We start from the raw sequence: 18,379 nt of genomic DNA on the forward strand, positions 1-18,379 counted from the left end.
TGCGTTAGCGCTACGGTTGACGGCGTGTTCCGTGTTGCGTCGCTGGTCCCCTCACCGCCCGTCCTGGTCCCCGAACTCGGTGGTGCGGCGGGTGCGGCGGCGTCCGGCGAGGTGGCGGGGTTACGGGCCGCGGTGCTGGGTGCGGGGGAGGCGCTCGCGAGCCGGGCGACGCACTGGATCGTGGTCGGGGTGGATGCCGAGGTGACCTCGGAGTTCGTACCGGTCGGTGTGTCCAGTGGACATGAAGTGGAGGCCGCCGGCCCCGGGCCGGTGCGGGCCTTCGGTCAGGAGACCGTCGGTTCCTTCCGGGGATTCGGCGTGGATGTGCGTGTCGGATTAGCCGGCGCGGCCGACCGGGATACCAGCAAACTATCCGCCAACGGTGCGGGCGCGACGCCGGGAGAGAATGGCGAGCCGCTCGCCGACCCGAATCTGCCGCTGCCGGTGCTGATCGGCGGCTGGCTGCGCGCAGCCGTCGCGCCGCAGGCCACTGCCGAGGCCCGGATCCTTTTCGCCGATGCCACTCCCGCCGACTGCCTCGAATACGGCAGGCGGCTGCGCGCCGAACTGGACGCGCGGCCCGAAGCGTGCGGAGTGCTCGTCGTCGCCGACGGCGCCGCCACCTTGTCACTCGCCGCCCCGCGCTATTTCGACGAGCGCGCGCAGGAGGTGCAGGACGGGATCGAGCGGGCCCTGTCGGCGGGCGATCGGCAGGCCCTCGCCGCGCTGGATGCCGGACTCTGCGCGGAGCTCGCCGTCGGCGGCCGCGCCGCCTATCAGGTGCTGGCCGGGCTGTTCGCCGCCGATGCCGCCGGTCCGCGGGTCGAAACCCGTTACGCCGCAGCTCCGTTCGGCGTCGGATACCACGTCGGCGTCTGGCGGCCGGGGGAGCGCGCGTGATCACCCCCGTCGCCGTCGTCGGCCCCACCGCCACGGGGAAATCCGATCTCGCCCTCGAGCTCGCCGAGCGCCTGCACGGGGAGATCGTGAACATCGACGCCATGCAGCTGTATCGCGGGATGGACATCGGCACCGCGAAGCTGCCGCTCGCCGAACGCCGGGGCATTCCGCACCATCAGCTCGACGTTCTCGACATCACCGAGACCGCCACGGTCGCGTCGTATCAGAGCGCGGCGCGCGCGGATGTCGAGGCGATTATGGCGCGCGGGCACACGCCGGTCATCGTCGGTGGTTCGATGATGTATGTGCAAGCGCTGCTTGATGATTGGGACTTCCCGGCCACCGACCCGTCGGTTCGCGCGAAATGGGAGGCGGTGCTCGACGAACGCGGCGTCGTGGCCGTGCACGAAGCGCTGAAACAGGCCGATCCGGTCGCCGCCGCCACCATCCTGCCGACCGACGGCCGGCGCATGGTGCGCGCGCTCGAGGTCGTCGAGATCACCGGGCAGCCGTTCGCCGCGTCCGCGCCGCAGATCGGCGAACCGCGCTGGGGGACCCGGATCATCGGGGTCGATCGCGAGACCGCGGAACTCGACGCCAGAATCGAACTACGCACGGCGCTCATGTTCGAATCCGGGCTGGTCGACGAGGTGCGCACGCTGATCGGGCAGGGGCTTCGGGACGGTCAGACCGCCCGCCGCGCCATCGGTTACGCACAAGTCCTCGACTATCTCGACAACGAATACGACCTGGACGAAGCGCAGGAGCGTACGTTCATCGGCACCCGCCGCTATGTCCGGCGGCAGCGCTCGTGGTTCCGCCGCGATCAGCGCGTGCGCTGGGTGAACGGCGCGGACCCGGAGCTGGTGGCGACCACACTCTCGCTCATCGGCTCCCCGACGACGAGGGACGAACAGGAAGTCGGCTGAGTGACACGCCGCGTGAACACCCGCACCGCCGCGGTTCAGGTATGGCAGGCATATCTCAACAATCGCGCCACCCGGCTGCGTGACGGCCGGTTCCTGGTGCACGGACGCCAGGCCATCGCCCGCGCGCTCGAATGCCGTTGGCCGCTGGAAACTCTCGTCTATCGCCTGGGCGCGCCGGAACCGCCGTCCTGGGCGCGGGAAGTGCTCGACACCAGCGGCGTGCCGAGTGTCGGGCTGGTGCCGGAGGTGATGGCGGAACTGGCCGAACCCGCCGGACCCGTGCCCGATCTGGTCGCGGTGGCGGTCACCCGGCGGATGGAGCTCGACGATTTCACGCCCGGGACGCCGGAGCGGCCGATTCCCGTCGTGGTCTTCGACCGGCCCTCCTCGGCGGCCCGGCTCGGCGCGCTCATCCGTTCGGCGGCCGCGTTCGGGGCGGGCGGCGTCATCGTGACCGGTACCGGCGCAGACCATTACGATCCGCAGAGCGTGCGCGCCTCCGAAGGCGCGCTGTTCGCGGTGCCCGTGCTGCGCGCCCCCGGGCCCGCCGCCGTCGGCGCTTTCCGAACCCGGCAACACGCCCGCGGCATCGCCACCCGTATCGTCGGCGGTGACGATCACGGCGGCATCGCCCTCGACGAGCTCGACTTCGACGGCGCCACCGTCCTGGTCCTCGGCGACGACAGCGAATCACTCGCCCCCACCTGGCGGCAGGTGTGCGACGAGCTGGTCTGCATCCCGACCGACGGCACCCTCGGTGCGCCCTCGGCGGCGGCGGTGGCCCTGTACGAAATAGCCCGGCAGCGCCGGGCGTTGCGGTGAGGACTATGAGGCGCATGGACAACGGCACGGTAAGCGACGGCTCGCCCCTGACCGGCGAAGCCGATATCGAGTACACCAAGGGTCACGGCACCCAGAACGATTTCGTCATCCTGTCCGATGCCGACGCCTGGCTCCAGCTCACCGAATCCCGCGTCGCCGCCCTCTGCGACCGCCAGCGCGGTCTCGGCGCGGACGGCGTGCTGCGGGTGGCCCGCGCGGCCGCCCTCCTGGAAACCGGTGTCCTGCAAGCCCTCCCCGACGGTGTCGCCCCCGCCGACTGGTTCATGGACTACCGCAATGCCGACGGCTCCATCGCCGAAATGTGCGGCAACGGCGTCCGCGTCTTCGCCCACTACCTGGCGGCGACCGGCCTGGAAACCCGCACCGAGTTCGTCGTCGGTTCCCGCGCCGGCGCGCGGCCCGTGGTCGTCCACCACGCCGACCCCGTCCACGGCGAAGTAACGGTCGCCATGGGCCGGGTCCGCGTCCTCGGCGAATCCGCCGGCTCCATCGACGGCCGCCAGTTCACCGGCCTCGGCATCGACGTCGGCAACCCCCACCTCGCCTGCGTGGACCCGACTCTCACCCTCGAAGCCCTCCGCGAACTCGACTTCACCCACGCCCCCGGCTTCGACCACACCCTCTTCCCCCACGGCGTCAACCTCGAAATCCTCACCCCCCTCCACGTCGACTCCGACGGCCGGAAGGCCGTCAACATGCGCGTCTACGAACGCGGCGTCGGCGAAACCCGTTCCTGCGGAACCGGAACCGTAGCAGCGGCCGCCTCGGCTCTGGCCGGTACCGGCTTCGACCTCGCCACCGACACCGGCCACATCCAGGTCCACATCCCCGGCGGCACCGTCACCGTCACCATCGACCAGGGCGCCGCCACCCTCCGCGGCCCCTCCGTCCTGGTCGCCTCCGGCCGTATCGCCGCCAAGTGGTGGCAGGACGCCTGACCCGAATATTCGCTGTTCTCGGTCGCATCCGCCAGCGATACTTCCTGCACTCGGAAGGCGGGGAGAGGATGCGCGATGACCGACCGAAGTGACCTGTTGCTCGAAGGCGTGGTCGGTTCGCACGCCTACGGCTTGAACACGCCCACAAGCGATTTCGACTACCTGGGCGTGTACGTCGAACCGACCCGGACCTTCCTCGGCCTGCACCCCCCGACGCGGGATCGCGGCACCCGGCAGGGCCGGGACGGCGCCGACGCGACGTATCACGAGGTCGGCAAACTGATGGGCCTGGTGCTGTCGTGCAACCCCACCGCCAGCGAGATCCTGTGGTTGGACGAGTACACCGTGACCACGGAGTTCGGGCGGGAGTTGATCTCGTTGCGGTCGAATTTCCTTTCGGCGCAACGGGTCCGGCATTCCTACTTCGGATACGCCATGGCGCAGTTCCGGCGGATGCTGAATCGGCGTGAGACCCAGGGCCTGGGAGATGTGCGCCTGGCCAAGCACGCCCGCCACGTGCGGCGACTGCTCTGGCAGGGCTACGAGCTGTACACGACCGGCGTACTGCCGATCCGATTGCCCGATCCGGAGCCGTATTTCGAATTCGGACGGCAGATGATGACCGAGTCGGGCGAGACCGCCGCCAAGGCGTTGATCGCGGAGTACGAGGAGAAGTTCGACGCCGCTACGACCGCGCTGCCGCAGCGGGCGAACGAGGCTCCGCTGGAGGACTTCCTGCAGCGGGTACGGCGGGCCAATCTCGATTAACGGGCTAGCGCGAGCCGATGCTGGGTTCGAGCTTGGCGGCCACCCGTTCGGCGGCGGGGCAGTCGGAGCTGTGGTGGTCGCTGACGGTGAGCGACAGGGCGCTGGTGGCGGTACGCAGTGTGATGGTGCAGCCGAGGAGGCCCTGGCCGCTGAGGTACGCGTCGCGGCCGTTCACCTTGGTCACGGTCGCCGCGGTACCGCCGGATTGTGCCGACGCCAGGAAATAGTCGTAGGTCAGGCCCACCGTCACCGTGTTCGGATGTTCGAGCATCAGAGATCCGTGATCGCTCGCGGTGGTGCCGGAGAGTGTGCAGCGTGATTCGCGACCGGTGACCGTCTGAGTCGTCTTCTTCGATGCCGGGTCGTAGCGCGCGTCCTTGAACACGGCGTCCGAGATCTCCGTGCACGGATCGAACGGGCCGGTGCGCGCGGGCTCCGAGCTCGAGCAGGCGGTGAGGGTGAATGCCGCGAGCGCGACGACGAGAACGGCGCGATACGCCCGCATGAAATGTGCCCCCAGGGTCGAGACTTCGAACGAGTGACCTGACGGGTATGGCCGGGCCGTCGATACTGTAGCGAGGGGTGGCTCGCGAACGCATCTCGGCGGTCCGGCCCGGAGCGGTCATGCGGCGGAGGGGATTCGGTCCAGGACCGGGTAGTCGGTGTAGCCCTCGGGGCCGCCGGTGTACATGAGGTGGGCGTCGCGGACCGGGTTCAGGGGAGCGCCGGTTTGCAGGCGGGTGATCAGGTCGGGGTTGGCTAGGAAGGAGCGGCCGAGGGAGATCAGGTCGGCGCCGGCGGTGAGGAGGGATTCGGCGGCGGCGCGGCCGCCGTCGGCGGGGAGGGGGACGCCCCAGCCGAGGTTGGGGTTGGCGATGAGGGTGGTCGGCCAGAGAGCGCGGAGCTGGTGGAAGAGGGGGCTTTCCGGGTCGGCGAAGACCAGGTGGAGGTAGGCGAGGCGGCGTTCGGCCAGGGCGGCGACGAGGACGGGGTAGAGGGCTTCGGTGTCGGTTTCGGCGATGCTGTTGGCGGTGACGCCGGGGGAGAGGCGGATGCCGACGCGGTCGGGGCCGATGGCGGCGGCTACGGCGTCGACGACGGCGAGGGTGAAGCGGATGCGGCCCGCGATGGAGCCGCCGTATTCGTCGGTGCGGTGGTTGGTGTTGGCGGCCAGGAACTGGTGCAGGAGATAGCCGTTCGCGCTGTGGATCTCGACGCCTTCGAAACCGGCGGCGACGGCATTGCGGGCGGCGGTGACGAAATCGGCGATGGTGGCCTCGATGTCGTCGGTGTCCATCGCCTTCGGAACGACCGAGTCCTGGTGGCCGGCGGGGGTGTGGATGCCCTCGGGCAGCGGGATGGCGGAGGGCGCGATGGGGTGCAGGCCGCTGTTGTCGGGGTGGCCGACGCGGCCGCCGTGCTGGAGCTGGACGAACATGCGGCCGCCGGCGGCGCGCACCGAATCGGTGACCGCGCGCCAGCCCGTGACGTGCGCGTCGGTGTAGAGGCCGGGGATGTCGGCGTAGGTCTGGCCGACCCGGTTCGGGGTGGTGGCCTCGGCGATGATCAGGCCCGCCCCGGCGCGCTGGGTGTAGTACTCGCTCATCAGGGCGCTCGGGGTGCCGTCCGCGGCGGCGCGATTGCGGGTCATCGGCGCCATCACCAGGCGGTGGTCGAGGTCCCGTCCGGCGAACCGGTAGGTGCTGAAGAGAGCGGCTGTTTTCGTCATGCCGGTAAGGTAAAACCTGACATTGATGTGAGCTGCAAGTGCTGAGTTTCGGAGTGCCCCATGCGAATCGGTGAGCTGGCAAAACGTACCGGTGTGAGCGAGCGGTCCCTGCGGTACTACGAGGAGCAGAACCTCCTGGTGGCCGCGCGGACCCCCGGCGGGCAGCGCGACTATCCGGAGCTCGCGGTCGATCGCGTCATTCACATCCAGGAACTGTTCGCGGCCGGCCTGAACAGCAAGAAGATCTTCCAGATTCTGCCCTGCATGCGCGATACCGACGGCGGCGCGAACGAGCGCGCCACACCCCAGCTGGTCGAGGAATTGCGATTCGAACGCGACCGCATCGATCGCACCATCGCCGACCTGCTGCGATCCCGCGAAGTGCTCGATGATGTGATCGTGCGGGCGGGCGAACGCTTCGCCCGGAAATAACCGAATGCGGGCGCTCGGCGGTCCGTGGGACCATGGAGGCGTATGAGTAAACAAGAAACCTACGAGTTCACTCCCGCCGAGGAGATCGACGACGCCCAGGACGGTGCGCAGGACGGCTGGTCCGCCGCGCCGACCGTCGGTGAGCTGCAGCTCGAGGAACGCGCCTCGCTGCGCCGCCAAGCCGGTCTGTCCACCGAGCTCGAGGACGTCACCGAGGTCGAGTACCGGCAGCTGCGACTGGAACGGGTCGTGCTGGTCGGCGTCTGGACCGAGGGCACGGCCGCGCAGGCCGAGGCGAGCATGGCGGAACTGACCGCACTCGCCGAGACCGCCGGTTCCGAGGTGCTCGATTCGCTGGTGCAGCGCCGCGACAAACCGGACAAGGCCACGTATATCGGTTCCGGTAAGACCGAGGAACTGCGCGCCATCGTGCTCGAGACCGGCGCGGATACCGTGATCGCCGACGGTGAGCTCTCGCCCGCGCAGCTGACCGCGCTGGAGAAGGTCGTCAAGGTCAAGGTCATCGACCGCACCGCCCTGATTCTCGATATCTTCGCCCAGCACGCCACCTCCCGCGAGGGCAAGGCGCAGGTGTCCCTCGCTCAGATGGAATACATGCTGCCGCGACTGCGTGGCTGGGGTGAGTCGATGTCCCGGCAGGCCGGTGGCCGCGCCGGCAGCAATGGCGGCGTGGGTCTGCGCGGTCCTGGTGAGACGAAGATCGAAACCGACCGTCGCCGGATTCGCGAGCGGATGGCCAAGCTGCGCCGCGAGATCCGGGAGATGAAGACCGCGCGCGATACCAAGCGCGCCCGGCGCACCTCGAGCGGTATCCCGCAGGTCGCCATCGTCGGCTACACGAACGCGGGCAAGTCGAGCCTGATGAACGCGCTGACCGGTGCGGGCATCCTGGTGCAGGACGCGCTGTTCGCCACCCTCGACCCGACCACCCGCAAGGCGGCCCTGGAAGACGGCCGCGAGGTGGTGTTCACCGACACCGTCGGTTTCGTGCGTCACTTGCCCACCCAGCTGGTCGAGGCGTTCCGCTCCACCTTGGAAGAGGTGACGGGCGCGGACCTGCTGCTGCACGTGGTGGACGGTTCGGACCCGCTGCCGGATCAGCAGATCAAGGCGGTGCGCGAGGTCGTCACCGACGTGCTGCGCGAGACCAAGACTCCGGCCCCGCCGGAACTGCTGGTGGTCAACAAGATCGACGCCCTCGATCCCATGGAACTGACCCAGCTGCGCGGCTGGCTGCCCGACGCGGTCTTCGTCTCCGCGCAGACCGGCCAGGGTCTCGACGATCTGAAAGCCCGCCTGGACACCGTGCTCGGCGGCCTGGACGTGGAGGTCAGCGTGCTGCTGCCCTACACCCGCGGCGATCTGCTGGCCCGTATCCACGCCGACGGCAAGATCATTACCGAGGAGCACGTGGAAACCGGTACGCGCGTGCGCGCCCGGGTGCCGAACGCCCTCGCCGGCCAGCTCACCGAATTCGCGCACGCCGGAGCCGAGTCCACCGAGGAGTAAGACCCCGAATCAGCCGAATGATCCCGGTCAGTCGGCTGATTCGGGCGATCCGCCCCGCACCCGCACCCTCCCTTGGCACTCTGATCGGACAGTTCCGCCGGAGTGAGGTTGTCGAGTGAGCGAGCAAGCGCCGAACCAGCTTTCGATCCGCCTGTCCGCCCTGGGCTCCGACCCGTCCTCGGTGCTGCGCGTCATCGCCTACTTCGATCGTCTGGACGAATCCGCCGCGGATGCCGCCGCAGCCGTGCGCGGTGCGGCGCGCCTGGCCGAATGTGTGGTCACCGCCACCTGGCCCAGCGGCACGGTCATTCGTTTCGATGCGATCGGCGCGCCGGTGCCACGCCACACCTCGGCCTCCGCCGCGGATTCCGGTGCGCAGTCGCTCGCCGAGGCGCACCCGCGTCACGACGGCGAGGTGGGTGCGGAGCAGGGCCCCGAGCCCGGATTCCCGCTGAAGGCAGTTGTGGCCGATTTGCCTGGCGACGCCGCGCCGAACCGGGCCGCCCGGGCGGGTGGTGGTGTCGCCGTAGGTACCGCCACCCATTCGCCCGCGCACCTGGATCTGGGCGCGGAGCCAAAGGTGTGGCTCGAGCGGCGCGGGAGTGAGCATCCACTCGATGCGGTGGTGTTGGATCGGCTGCGGCATTGCCTGCGGGTGGTCGCCGCGCGGCAAGCCGCGAACGGTCCACTGCGGCTGGGGGATCCGGCACTGCTCGAGGTGGTGTTGTCGGAGAAGGAGCGGGCCGAGGATCGGGTGCGGGCCATGCGATTGCTCGGGCTGGATCAGGCGCGTGAGGTGCGGGTGGTGGCGGTGACCGGGCCGTGCGCGCAGGACGCGGTGCGGATGGTGGCCGAGCGGGTGCCGGTGTGCCGGGTGGCGGTGATCGGGGAGATCACGGCGGTGCTCACCCAGGATTGGCTGGATGGGCGGGCGTTCTCGGACACGGTGAATGCCGCTATCGCCGAGGCGTTTCCGGCATCGCGGTCGGGCGGCGGCGGGCCGTGGATGGGGATCGGGGCGCGGATGCCCGCACTGGCCGCGCCCGCGTCGTGGGATCAAGCCTGCCGTGCTCTGCGGTTCGCCTCGTCCACCTGGCACGGTCGCCGCGCCGTCGCCTTCGATCGGCTGGGCTCGCTCGAACTGCTGGCCGACGTCCCGGTGGAGCGCCTGCTCGCCACCCCGGATGTACTGCGACTCAACGAATTCGCGGCCACCGAATCCGGTGCGCTGGCCGTCGACACCCTGGAAGCGTTCTGCGTCTACGGTTCGCTGCGCCGCACCGCCACCGAACTGCACCTGCACCACAGCACCGTGGCGGCCCGCATCGCCCAGGTGGAATCGCTCATGGGCTGGGATATCGACGAGGCCCTGGATCGCTTCCTGGCGACCCTGGTGCTCACCGTGCGCCGCATCGCGCTCTCCTCGGCCGAACTGGCGCGCGAGCGCTGACGGAACCGACACCCGTCGGATCGTCGCCGGATTCGCCCGACGCCCGGCGGCTGCCCCGCCCCGCGCCCGCTCGTGAAGATCGATGGGCAATTCCCCTGCTCGAGAAGGAGTCTCGCCATGAGCATCATCGATCCCGCCAATACCTGGCGGCTGCTGGAAGAACGCCTCGCCGCCACCACGAACCCGCGTCACCGCGTCGTCCTGGAGATCGTCATCCAGCACATGAAGGCCGAATTCGCCACCGACCTGGACGGTCTCATGGCCACCCTGGCCCCGAACCCCGACTACCACTTCTGGATGCAGGGACAGGACGTCGGGCCGAAGACCACGCAGGGCGTGCGCGACTACTACGCCGCCTTCGTCGCCAGCCGCTCCAACTATCTCGAATTCGCGCTGGACCGCCTGGTGGTGGACGACTACTGCGTGGTGACCGAGGGTTATCTGCGCCAGCTCTACCCGGGCGAATACGCCGCCGCGCTCGGTTTCGTCGACGATCCCGACGGTGACTACCTGATCGTCATGCGCCAGCTGCTGCTGTGGCCGATCGACGCGGACGGCCTGATCCTCGGCGAGGACTCCTACCATTCCGGCCCGGTCGAGGTCACCAAGCTGACCCGCGACCAGTTGCCCGCCGCGTATATCGCCCTCGTGCACGCGGACGCGTGACGATACTGGAACCTGTTCGGGGAGAGGCGGAATGACATGACCGACCGGCGCACGGATATCGCGACCATGTTGCTCGACCGGCGCGGCGACGACCGGGCCGGACTGCGCACGCGGGACCGGGATTGGACCTGGGACGAGGTGGTGCGCGAGTCGGCGGCGCGGGCGGCGCTGGCCCGGAAACTGCGGCGGGACGGACCGTTCCATATCGGCGTGCTGCTGGAGAACGTGCCGGATTTCGTGTTCTGGCTGGGCGGCGCGGCGCTGGCCGGGGCCGTCGTCGTCGGGATCAATCCGACGCGCGGGGACGCCCAGCTGGCGGCCGATATCGCCTACACCGACTGCCAGTTGATCGTCACCGATGCCGCCGGGCTCGAACGGCTGCGCGGTCTGGAGCCGAGCCTGGAGCCGGATCGCCTGCTGCTGGTGGACGATCCGGCGTACTCGGCACTGCTGGACTCCCATCGCGGCGAACCGGTGACGGCTACCGCCACGCCGCAGTCGCTGCTCCTGCTGCTGTTCACCTCGGGCACCACCGGCACGTCGAAAGCGGTCAAGTGCAGTCAGCAGCGACTGGCTTTCATCGCTTACGGCGCGACCGACAAATTCGGGCATGTGCGCGAGGATGTCGATTACTGCTGTATGCCGTTGTTCCACGGCAATGCCATCATGGCGCTGTGGGCTCCGGCGCTGGCCAATGGCGCGACGGTCTGCCTCACCCCGAAATTCTCGGCCTCGCAATTCCTTCCGGATATCCGGTTCTTCGGCGCGACCTTCTTCACCTATGTCGGCAAGGCGCTCGGCTACCTGCTGGCCACGCCGGAAACCGAACTCGATTCCGACAATCGCCTCACCCGCGGTTTCGGCACCGAGGCCTCGGTGGAGGATCAGGCCGAATTCCGGCGGCGGTTCGGCGCGCCGCTGTTCGAGGGGTACGGCTCGAGCGAGGGTTCGGGTTCGGTGGCGCTGGCCCCCGGCGCCCCGCCCGCCGCGCTGGGCCGGCCCGCGCATCCGGGCGTCGCCGTGGTGAATTCCGACACCCTCGAAGACTGTGCTCGGGCGGTGCTGGACGAGCACGGGCGGGTGCTGAATCCCGACGAGGCCATCGGGGAGATGGTCGACAAGGCCGGAGCGCTGATCTTCGAGGGCTACTACAAGAACGATGCCGCCGATGCCGAACGCCTGCGCAACGGCTGGTATTGGACCGGGGATCTCGGCTATATCGACACCGACGGGTTCATCTATTTCGCGGGCCGCCAAGGCGATTGGATCCGGGTGGACAGCGAGAACATCTCCGCGCTGGTCATCGAACGGGTGCTGCGGCGCTATCCGGAGGTGGTGGCGGCCGCGGTCTACGCGGTGCCCGATCCGCGCTCCGGCGACCGGGTGATGGCCGCGATCGAAGTGGCCGATCCGGCGGCGTTCGACCTGGTCAAGTTCACCGAATTCCTGTGCGCGCAAGCCGATCTGGGCGCCAAGGATATGCCCCGCCTGCTCCGGGTCTCGGCGAGCCTGCCGGTCACCGGCTCCAACAAAGTGCTCAAACGGGAATTGCGTGAGCAGGGCTGGCGCACCGATGAGCCGGTCCACCAGTGGGCCGGGCGCGGGAATCCGGACTACCGGCCCATGACTGAAACAGACAAAGCGGACTTGGAGCGGGAATTCGCCGACCACGGCCGGCGGCGCTTGCTGTGAGTTGCCTGCTCCGGCGGCCGGGCATCCTCCCGCCGCCGGGGCAAGCCCCGCGCCCGGTGACCGGAACTGAAACTCGTTACGATGCCGTTATCGCAGTTCTGGCAGGGAGGGTTGTTGTGTCTCGTCATGGCACGGATAGTTCCGAAAACGAAGTACTCACCGACGGCGCACCGCTGCACGTCGATTTGACCGATACCGATCGCCGCGTGATCGATCTGCTCACCGCGCCGCAGCGCGCCTGGTTCAGCCCGCGCTTCTACGGCCTGGACAATCTGCCCGCCGAGGGGCCGGTGCTGCTGGTCGGCAATCACACTCTCGCCGGCGGCACCGACGCGCCGCTGCTGGCGCACGAGATTCTGGTGAAGCGCGATCGGCTGGTGCGGGGACTGGCCGAGAACGTGCTCATCGACGTTCCGGTGCTGCGAGATGCGTTGCACCGCTTGGGAATCGTGCGTGGGAACCGGCACAACTGCCAGACCCTGCTGCGCAAGGGCGAAGCCGTGGCGGTGTTCCCCGGGGGCGGGCGTGAGGCCATGCGCGGCAAGGGGCAGAAGTATCAGCTGATCTGGGAGGGGCGGACCGGGTTCGCGCGGATGGCCATCGAGACCGGGGCGACCATCGTGCCGATGGCCATGGTGGGCGGCGACGACATCTTCGACATCGTCTTCGACGGCGACCATCCGGTCATGGCTCCGGTCAAGCGCCTGGTGGTCGGCATGGGCCTGCGCGCCAACCTGACCCCGCCGCTGATCCGCGGCGTCGGCCCGACCCTGCTGCCCAAGCCGGAGCGCTTCTACTACTCGCTCGGCACGCCCATCGACACCGCGGCCTGGCAGGACTTCGAGGACGTCGAAGAGGCCGCGAGCGAACTGCAGACCGTGGTGAAGAAGGAGCTCGAAGGCGAACTGGACTTCCTGCTCGCCGAGCGCGCCAAGGATCGCGGGCGCAGCCTGCTCGGCCGCACGCTGGGCTCACTGGGGCTCTGACGTCACGGTAACGTTCACCCGGGTTCATCCGGTCCGTACCGCGGCATATCCGCAGTCTGCCGCAGTTCGGACCGGTTTCCCGGGGTCGGAAGTTAACAGGGATTCGACTTCCGGGTACTGTATTGAGCACAGGCGATGTGCCGATGTGGTCACTCATGGAGGTTGGCGTGGAACGCACCCTTTTCGAACCCGAACACGATTTGTTCCGGGAGTCGTTCCGAAAGTTTCTGGATCAGCACGTGGCGCCCCACCACGAGGAGTGGGAGCAGGCCGGCGTCGTCGACCGGTCGGTCTGGCTCGAGGCCGGCAAGCAGGGCTTCCTCGGCATGGCCGTGCCGGAGGAACTCGGCGGCGGTGGCGTGAAGGACTTCCGCTACAACGCGATCGTGACCGAGGAGGTCACCAAGGGCTTCTACTCGGGCCTGGGTTTCGGCCTGCACAATGATGTCATCGCGCCGTACCTGCTGGATCTGGCCAACGATGAGCAGAAGGCGCGCTGGCTGCCCGGCTTCTGCTCCGGTGAGATCATCACCGCCATCGCGATGACCGAGCCGGGCACCGGTTCGGACCTGCAGGGCATCAAGACCCGCGCGGTCCGCGACGGCGACGACTGGATCCTCAACGGCGCCAAGACCTTCATCACCAACGGCATCAATGCCGACATCGTCATCGTGGTGGCGCAGACCGATCCCGAGAAGGGCGCGATGGGCTTCTCGCTGCTCGTCGTGGAGCGCGGCATGCCCGGCTTCGAGCGCGGCCGCAATCTCGACAAGATCGGCCTCAAGGCGCAGGACACCGCCGAGCTCTCCTTCACCGATGTCCGCGTGCCCGGCAAGAACCTGCTCGGTACCGAGGGTCAGGGCTTCATCCACCTCATGCAGAACCTCCCGCAGGAGCGCCTGTCCATCGCCGTCATGGCCGCCGCCGCCATGGAGAGCTGCCTGGACCTGACCTGCCAGTACGTCCGCGACCGCAAGGCGTTCGGCAAGCCCATCGGCGCCCTGCAGAACACCCGCTTCGTGCTCGCCGAACTCGCCACCAAGACCACCGCGGTCCGCGTCTTCGTCGACAAGTGCATCGAATTGCTCAATGCCGAAAAGCTTTCCGTCGAAGACGCCGCCAAAGCCAAGTGGTGGAGCACCGAAGAACAGCTCGACCTCATCAACCGCTGCCTGCAACTGCACGGCGGCTACGGCTACATGCGCGAATACCCCATCGCCAAGGCCTACATGGACGCCCGCATCCAGACCATCTACGGCGGCACCACCGAAATCATGAAGGAAATCATCGGCCGCAGCCTGAAACTGTCCTGACCGCAGGCGGTTTCCGGCGGGTGGGCTGATACTCGCTGCGGGCCCGGGGGATACGTTCCGGCGTATCCCCGCGGTCCCGGATCGTTTTGCCGGACCTGGGCGGGCGTGTTAGAAGTCTGAGCTGTGCAACCCCAGATCTTCAGCTCGACGAGTCGAGGCCCCCGGCTGGAATTCCTCGACGCCCTGCGCGGGCTGGCGGCATCGGCGGTCGTCGTGCAACACGCGTCGGAGCGGCTCTGGCCCGGCTATTTCCGGTTCTCGCAACAGCATTTCGGGCTCGGGCAGTTCGGTGTGTTCGTCTTCTTCCTCGTCAGCGGTTTCATCATTCCCGCGTCATTGGAGCGCGGGCGCTCGCTGGGTGCGTTCTGGGTGGGCCGGTTCTTCCGCTTGTACCCGTTGTTCTGGGCCGCCTCGGTCGCGGCGATGCTGCTGTACGCGGTGCACCGCTACGAACTGCCGAGCGCTTTCCTCGACGATCCCGTCCTCGATTTCGCGACGAACCTCACCATGGTGCAGTTCTTTCTGGACGGACCGGACGCCGAGATAATCGGCGCCGCTTGGTCATTGTCGTACGAGTTGACGTTCTACCTGTTTCTGTCGCTGCTGTTGATCGCGCGGCTCAACCGCAGCTCGGTGCCGCTGGCGGTGCTCGCGATCGGACTGATCGGCCCCGGCGCGTTGCTGCCGGTCGCACTGCTCACCGGCGCCGGGGCGAATACCGGCACGCGGATCCTGGTGGCGGCCGTGACGGTAGCGGTGGCGCTGGCGTTCGCGCGGCGGGCGGCGGATCGGCGCTCGGCGGTGATCGCCGTACTGCTCGCGTGCGTCGCGGTGCCGTTGGTGCTCAACCAACCCGGGCCGTCGGTGCTGACCATGGGGTATTTCGCCACCATGTTCGTGGGCACGGTGCTGTACCGGATGACGGCCGGTGAGATCTCCGTGCGGCGCGGCTGGGCGGTGTTCTGGTTCGCGGTGTGCGTGATATTCGGGATCAGCCTGTTCGTGGAGCCTTATCGGGATCCCGCGTCCGGGTATTGGGTGACGTGGGTGAAACAGCCGCTCACCATCATTCCCGCGTACCTGCTGTTCGCGGCGGCATTGTTATTGCGCGACCGCGGTTTCGCGCGACCACTGCTGTTCCTGGGCCGGATCAGCTACTCGCTCTACATTGTTCACGCCCTGGTGCTCGACGCCCTGCCGCGCTGGAGCGCGGGATTCGCCGGGGCGCCCGCCGCCTGGCTCACCTTGGGCACCTGGCTGATCGCCGCGGCCGGGATCGCGACCGTGACCTATTACGGGATCGAGAAGCCTTGTCACAAGCTCGGTCACCGTCTCATGAACAGAATCGACGCGCCGCGGCGAGTTCCCATTCCTGTGTAATTGCTTAGCCACGTTCACGTTTGAGCTGCTTGCTCGGTAGCATGTGCTCGCGAAGGAACGGGGGCGTGATCGTGGGGACCAGGGAAGAGCTCGAGCGGGCGGCGATCGATGGGGATGCGGGGGCGATGTACGAGTTCGCCTACCATCTGGCGACGTCGAGTCCGGCCGATGTGGCGGGGGCGCGGCAGTGGTATGAGAAGGCGGCCGCGGCCGGGCACGTGAATTCGATGAACAATCGCGGCGTGCTCGCCATCAATGAGAATCCGCCGGATGTGGCGGGGGCGCGGCGGTGGTACGAGCAGGGGGCGGTCGGCGGCGATTCGCTGGCGATGTTCAATCTGGCCGGGCTGCTGGCGGATCGGGTCGATCCGCCGGAAATTCCGGCCGCGCGCTATTGGTACGAGCGGGCCGCGGAAGCGGGGTATACGGAAAGCTACTTCAAGCTCGCGTACCTGCTGGCCGTACGTTCCGATCCGCCCGATTACCACCGGGCCAAGGGGTGGTACGAGAAGGCGGCCGAAGCGGGAAGCAAGGTCGCGCTGCACAATCTCGGCCTGCTGCACGTGTATTCGCTCGAACCACGGGATCGGGCGGCCGCGCGGCGCTGGTTCGAGCGCTCCGCGGCGGCCGGGGACGCCGACTCGGCCTACGAGATCGGTCTCATGGACGAGGACGACGGAGACCGTGCGGCCGCGGTGCTGCGATACGAGGAGGCCGCCGCGGCCGGTGTCGGATTCGCGATGAACAACCTCGGCCGGATGATCGAGGCCGAGCTGGGGACGGCGCCGAATGTGCCGGCGGCGCGTGAGTGGTACGAGCGCGCCGTCGTGTTCGGGAGCAATAACGCGAAGATCAATCTCGCGAGATTGCGCGGCATCGAAGAACTTCCGGTGCGGCCCGAGGTCCCGCGGCTGGTGGATGCCGCGCGGATCGGCTGGGCGGGCGCACCGCCGGCGGCCGATGCGACGACCCCGGTGGGGACGGCGCTCGCCGTGCTGTTCGACGATTCGCCGTACGGGCGCAACCCTTTCCGGCTCGCCGGCCTGTCCGCCGACGCCGATGCCCGGCAACTGCGCAAGCGGACCACCGAGCTGGAAGCCAGTGAACGGCTGGGCGCGCCGCCCACCTTCCGGGTGTCGCTGCCGGTGACGCCCGCCCCGGAGATCGCCGATGTGAAGGCCGCGCTCAACCAGCTGCGGGAACCGGTGCAGCGGCTGCTGCACGAGCTGCTGTGGGTGTGGCCGATCGACGCCACCGATGCCGCCCTGCTCGCGGGCAACGACCTCGACGGTGTGGAGCGGCACTGGCTGGAACTGTTGTACGGCAAGGGAACCGACGCCGGTATCGCCGCGCGCAATATCGCGGTGGTGCGGCACGTTCGCGCGCTCGAGGGCTCGCGCGGGGCGGTGCCGGAGACCTGGCTGGATGCGCTGACCGCGTGGGATGCCGCATTGAACCATCCGGCCGTCTGGAGCCGATTGCTCGCTCGCGGAACCGATATCGACGATCGCCGCCTCGGCGCGCCGGTGATCGGCCAGCTGCGCCGCGCCCTGCCCGCCGCGCTGCTGCGCCTGCACACCGACGCCATCGTGCGCGCCGCCCGAGCCGACGATATCGACACCGCCGAAATCCATCTGCTCGTGCTGGATCGTTTCGCCGAACAGCTGCGCGGCTATCCGAGCGCCTTCACCGCCGCCCAGCTCGGCGAGGCCCGCGCGGCCGCCGTGCGCACCCTGGCGGCCTGGGTGAAAGAGATTGCCGCCGAAGAGTTCTCGGTGGTGGCGAAGGATCCGAAGCAGGGATCGGCCGCGGCGAATCGCATGCTGGACCGCACCCGCATCGCCTTCCAGGTGATCGACCGCCTGGTCCCGTGGACCGATCCGGTGGCGGCGGGCGCACACGACGATATCGTCCCGTCCGCGCTCGGCTGCGATATCCGGCATTTCAACGAGACCAAGGACGTGGCCGCCACCGAGGCGCTGCTGCAACGCCTCGGCCCGCTCGCCACCACCCCGGCGACCCGCGACCGGCTGACCCGGGAATGGTCCGGCATGGCGGGCGCGCGCATCGAAAAGCTCTGTGACGAAGCGCAGGAGGTGACCGACCGGGACGCACGGCAGTCCTTGACGGCGGCGCGTGACCTGCTGTCCGCGGCCCGGGTGCCCCTCTCGCGCCTGCGCGCGGCCGGGACCGAGGCCGAGCGGCTCGCCAAATTCCAGGACATCGTGGCCCGCGTCGCCACCAACTGCGCGGTGGCCTATTTCAACGAGACCGGTGAACTGGATCCCACCGGCGCGGTGCTGACCGACACCGCCGCGCTGGCGGTGGGCCAGGAGGCCAAGGACTTCATCGGCAAGCAGCAGACCACTCTCGCCGGTATCCGCCGCGACCGCGAGGCCGCCACCCGGATGCGCGAAACCTGCTGGTTCTGCGGCCGTAATCAGGCCGCGCAAGGACAGCACAAAGCCGTCCCGATGTACGGCGAGGTGGTGCGCACCGGCAATCACACGCAGTGGAAGTCGATGACCATCGAGGTGCCCCGCTGCGCCGGCTGCCGGCAGACGCAACTGCCGAGCGAGGAAGCGCGGTCCAAATCCGATGGCGCGGCGGTGTTCTGCCTGATCGTCGGTTTGATCTCGCTGTTCATCGGATTCGCGGTGCACGCGGTGTTCGTGGTCACGGCACTGTGCGTCGTCGGCCTGATCGCGTTCGGCACGAACGCCTCGATGAAGAACGAAGAGGGCCACGAACAGGCGCTGCGTTTCCCGCCGGTGGTCGAATACCTGGACAAGGGCTGGAAATACGGGCAGCGGCCCTGACCGG

The 18,379-nt window shown here is 68.6% G+C and carries 16 protein-coding genes; 14 read left to right on the forward strand and 2 right to left on the reverse strand.

The window, feature by feature from the left end; genetic code table 11:
- The first annotated feature begins 24 nt into the window (after positions 1–24).
- The 5 genes from LTV02_RS02960 (at position 25) to LTV02_RS02980 (ending at position 4,378) form a co-directional block, all read left to right on the forward strand.
- A complete protein-coding gene (locus LTV02_RS02960; protein WP_233037977.1) occupies positions 25–900 on the forward strand; it encodes a class III extradiol ring-cleavage dioxygenase family protein in 876 nt (291 codons plus the stop codon).
- Complete coding sequence (gene miaA, locus LTV02_RS02965; protein WP_233037986.1) at positions 897–1,829, forward strand: tRNA (adenosine(37)-N6)-dimethylallyltransferase MiaA; 933 nt, start codon at positions 897–899, stop codon at positions 1,827–1,829. The genes LTV02_RS02960 and miaA overlap by 4 nt, the downstream gene beginning before the upstream one ends.
- On the forward strand, positions 1,830–2,651 hold the full coding sequence (locus LTV02_RS02970; protein ID WP_233037988.1) for a TrmH family RNA methyltransferase: 822 nt from the start codon (positions 1,830–1,832) through the stop codon (positions 2,649–2,651).
- Positions 2,652–2,665: 14 nt separating this feature from the next.
- Complete coding sequence (gene dapF, locus LTV02_RS02975; protein ID WP_233037990.1) at positions 2,666–3,610, forward strand: diaminopimelate epimerase; 945 nt, start codon at positions 2,666–2,668, stop codon at positions 3,608–3,610.
- Between the two features lie 75 nt (positions 3,611–3,685).
- Positions 3,686–4,378, forward strand: a complete 693-nt coding sequence (locus LTV02_RS02980) for a nucleotidyltransferase domain-containing protein (RefSeq protein ID WP_233037992.1) — start codon at positions 3,686–3,688, stop codon at positions 4,376–4,378.
- 4 nt (positions 4,379–4,382) lie between these two features.
- Here LTV02_RS02980 and LTV02_RS02985 read toward each other — a convergent pair whose 3' ends face one another.
- Both LTV02_RS02985 and LTV02_RS02990 read right to left on the reverse strand, forming a co-directional pair.
- Entirely contained in the window at positions 4,383–4,883 is a 501-nt protein-coding gene (locus tag LTV02_RS02985; RefSeq protein ID WP_233037994.1) for a hypothetical protein, read from the reverse strand.
- A gap of 117 nt (positions 4,884–5,000) precedes the next feature.
- On the reverse strand, positions 5,001–6,107 hold the full coding sequence (locus LTV02_RS02990) for an alkene reductase (protein ID WP_233037996.1): 1,107 nt from the start codon (positions 6,105–6,107) through the stop codon (positions 5,001–5,003).
- 60 nt (positions 6,108–6,167) lie between these two features.
- Here LTV02_RS02990 and LTV02_RS02995 point away from each other — a divergent pair, with 60 nt between their 5' ends.
- The 9 genes from LTV02_RS02995 to LTV02_RS03035 all read left to right on the forward strand — a co-directional run bounded on the left by LTV02_RS02995 (position 6,168) and on the right by LTV02_RS03035 (position 18,375).
- The gene (locus LTV02_RS02995; protein ID WP_233038006.1) at positions 6,168–6,539 is read left to right on the forward strand and encodes a MerR family transcriptional regulator; all 372 of its coding nucleotides are present in this window, start codon (positions 6,168–6,170) and stop codon (positions 6,537–6,539) included.
- 42 nt (positions 6,540–6,581) lie between these two features.
- Entirely contained in the window at positions 6,582–8,069 is a 1,488-nt protein-coding gene (hflX, locus tag LTV02_RS03000) for a GTPase HflX (protein WP_233038008.1), read from the forward strand.
- Between the two features lie 115 nt (positions 8,070–8,184).
- Positions 8,185–9,519 (forward strand): helix-turn-helix domain-containing protein, encoded by a 1,335-nt coding sequence (locus LTV02_RS03005; protein WP_233038010.1) that lies wholly within the window; start codon positions 8,185–8,187, stop codon positions 9,517–9,519.
- 117 nt (positions 9,520–9,636) lie between these two features.
- Entirely contained in the window at positions 9,637–10,185 is a 549-nt protein-coding gene (locus tag LTV02_RS03010; RefSeq protein WP_233038012.1) for a nuclear transport factor 2 family protein, read from the forward strand.
- Positions 10,186–10,221: 36 nt separating this feature from the next.
- The gene (locus LTV02_RS03015) at positions 10,222–11,877 is read left to right on the forward strand and encodes an AMP-binding protein (protein ID WP_233038014.1); all 1,656 of its coding nucleotides are present in this window, start codon (positions 10,222–10,224) and stop codon (positions 11,875–11,877) included.
- 116 nt (positions 11,878–11,993) lie between these two features.
- On the forward strand, positions 11,994–12,863 hold the full coding sequence (locus LTV02_RS03020) for a lysophospholipid acyltransferase family protein (protein ID WP_233038016.1): 870 nt from the start codon (positions 11,994–11,996) through the stop codon (positions 12,861–12,863).
- A 167-nt stretch (positions 12,864–13,030) separates the two neighbouring features.
- The gene (locus tag LTV02_RS03025) at positions 13,031–14,176 is read left to right on the forward strand and encodes an acyl-CoA dehydrogenase family protein (RefSeq protein WP_067707757.1); all 1,146 of its coding nucleotides are present in this window, start codon (positions 13,031–13,033) and stop codon (positions 14,174–14,176) included.
- 123 nt (positions 14,177–14,299) lie between these two features.
- A complete protein-coding gene (locus tag LTV02_RS03030) occupies positions 14,300–15,556 on the forward strand; it encodes an acyltransferase family protein (protein WP_233038018.1) in 1,257 nt (418 codons plus the stop codon).
- 65 nt (positions 15,557–15,621) lie between these two features.
- Entirely contained in the window at positions 15,622–18,375 is a 2,754-nt protein-coding gene (locus LTV02_RS03035; RefSeq protein ID WP_233038020.1) for a tetratricopeptide repeat protein, read from the forward strand.
- The last annotated feature ends 4 nt before the right edge of the window (positions 18,376–18,379 follow it).

Source organism: Nocardia yamanashiensis, assembly GCF_021183565.1.
Lineage (GTDB): Bacteria > Actinomycetota > Actinomycetes > Mycobacteriales > Mycobacteriaceae > Nocardia > Nocardia yamanashiensis.

Coding starts and splice junctions, on each gene's coding strand:
- LTV02_RS02990 (WP_233037996.1), bottom strand. CDS start 6,107: ATGACGAAAACAGCCGCTCTCTTCAGCACCTACCGGTTCGCCGGACGG.
- LTV02_RS02985 (WP_233037994.1), bottom strand. CDS start 4,883: ATGCGGGCGTATCGCGCCGTTCTCGTCGTCGCGCTCGCGGCATTCACC.
- dapF (WP_233037990.1), top strand. CDS start 2,666: ATGGACAACGGCACGGTAAGCGACGGCTCGCCCCTGACCGGCGAAGCC.
- LTV02_RS02995 (WP_233038006.1), top strand. CDS start 6,168: ATGCGAATCGGTGAGCTGGCAAAACGTACCGGTGTGAGCGAGCGGTCC.
- LTV02_RS02980 (WP_233037992.1), top strand. CDS start 3,686: ATGACCGACCGAAGTGACCTGTTGCTCGAAGGCGTGGTCGGTTCGCAC.
- LTV02_RS03010 (WP_233038012.1), top strand. CDS start 9,637: ATGAGCATCATCGATCCCGCCAATACCTGGCGGCTGCTGGAAGAACGC.
- LTV02_RS03015 (WP_233038014.1), top strand. CDS start 10,222: ATGACCGACCGGCGCACGGATATCGCGACCATGTTGCTCGACCGGCGC.
- hflX (WP_233038008.1), top strand. CDS start 6,582: ATGAGTAAACAAGAAACCTACGAGTTCACTCCCGCCGAGGAGATCGAC.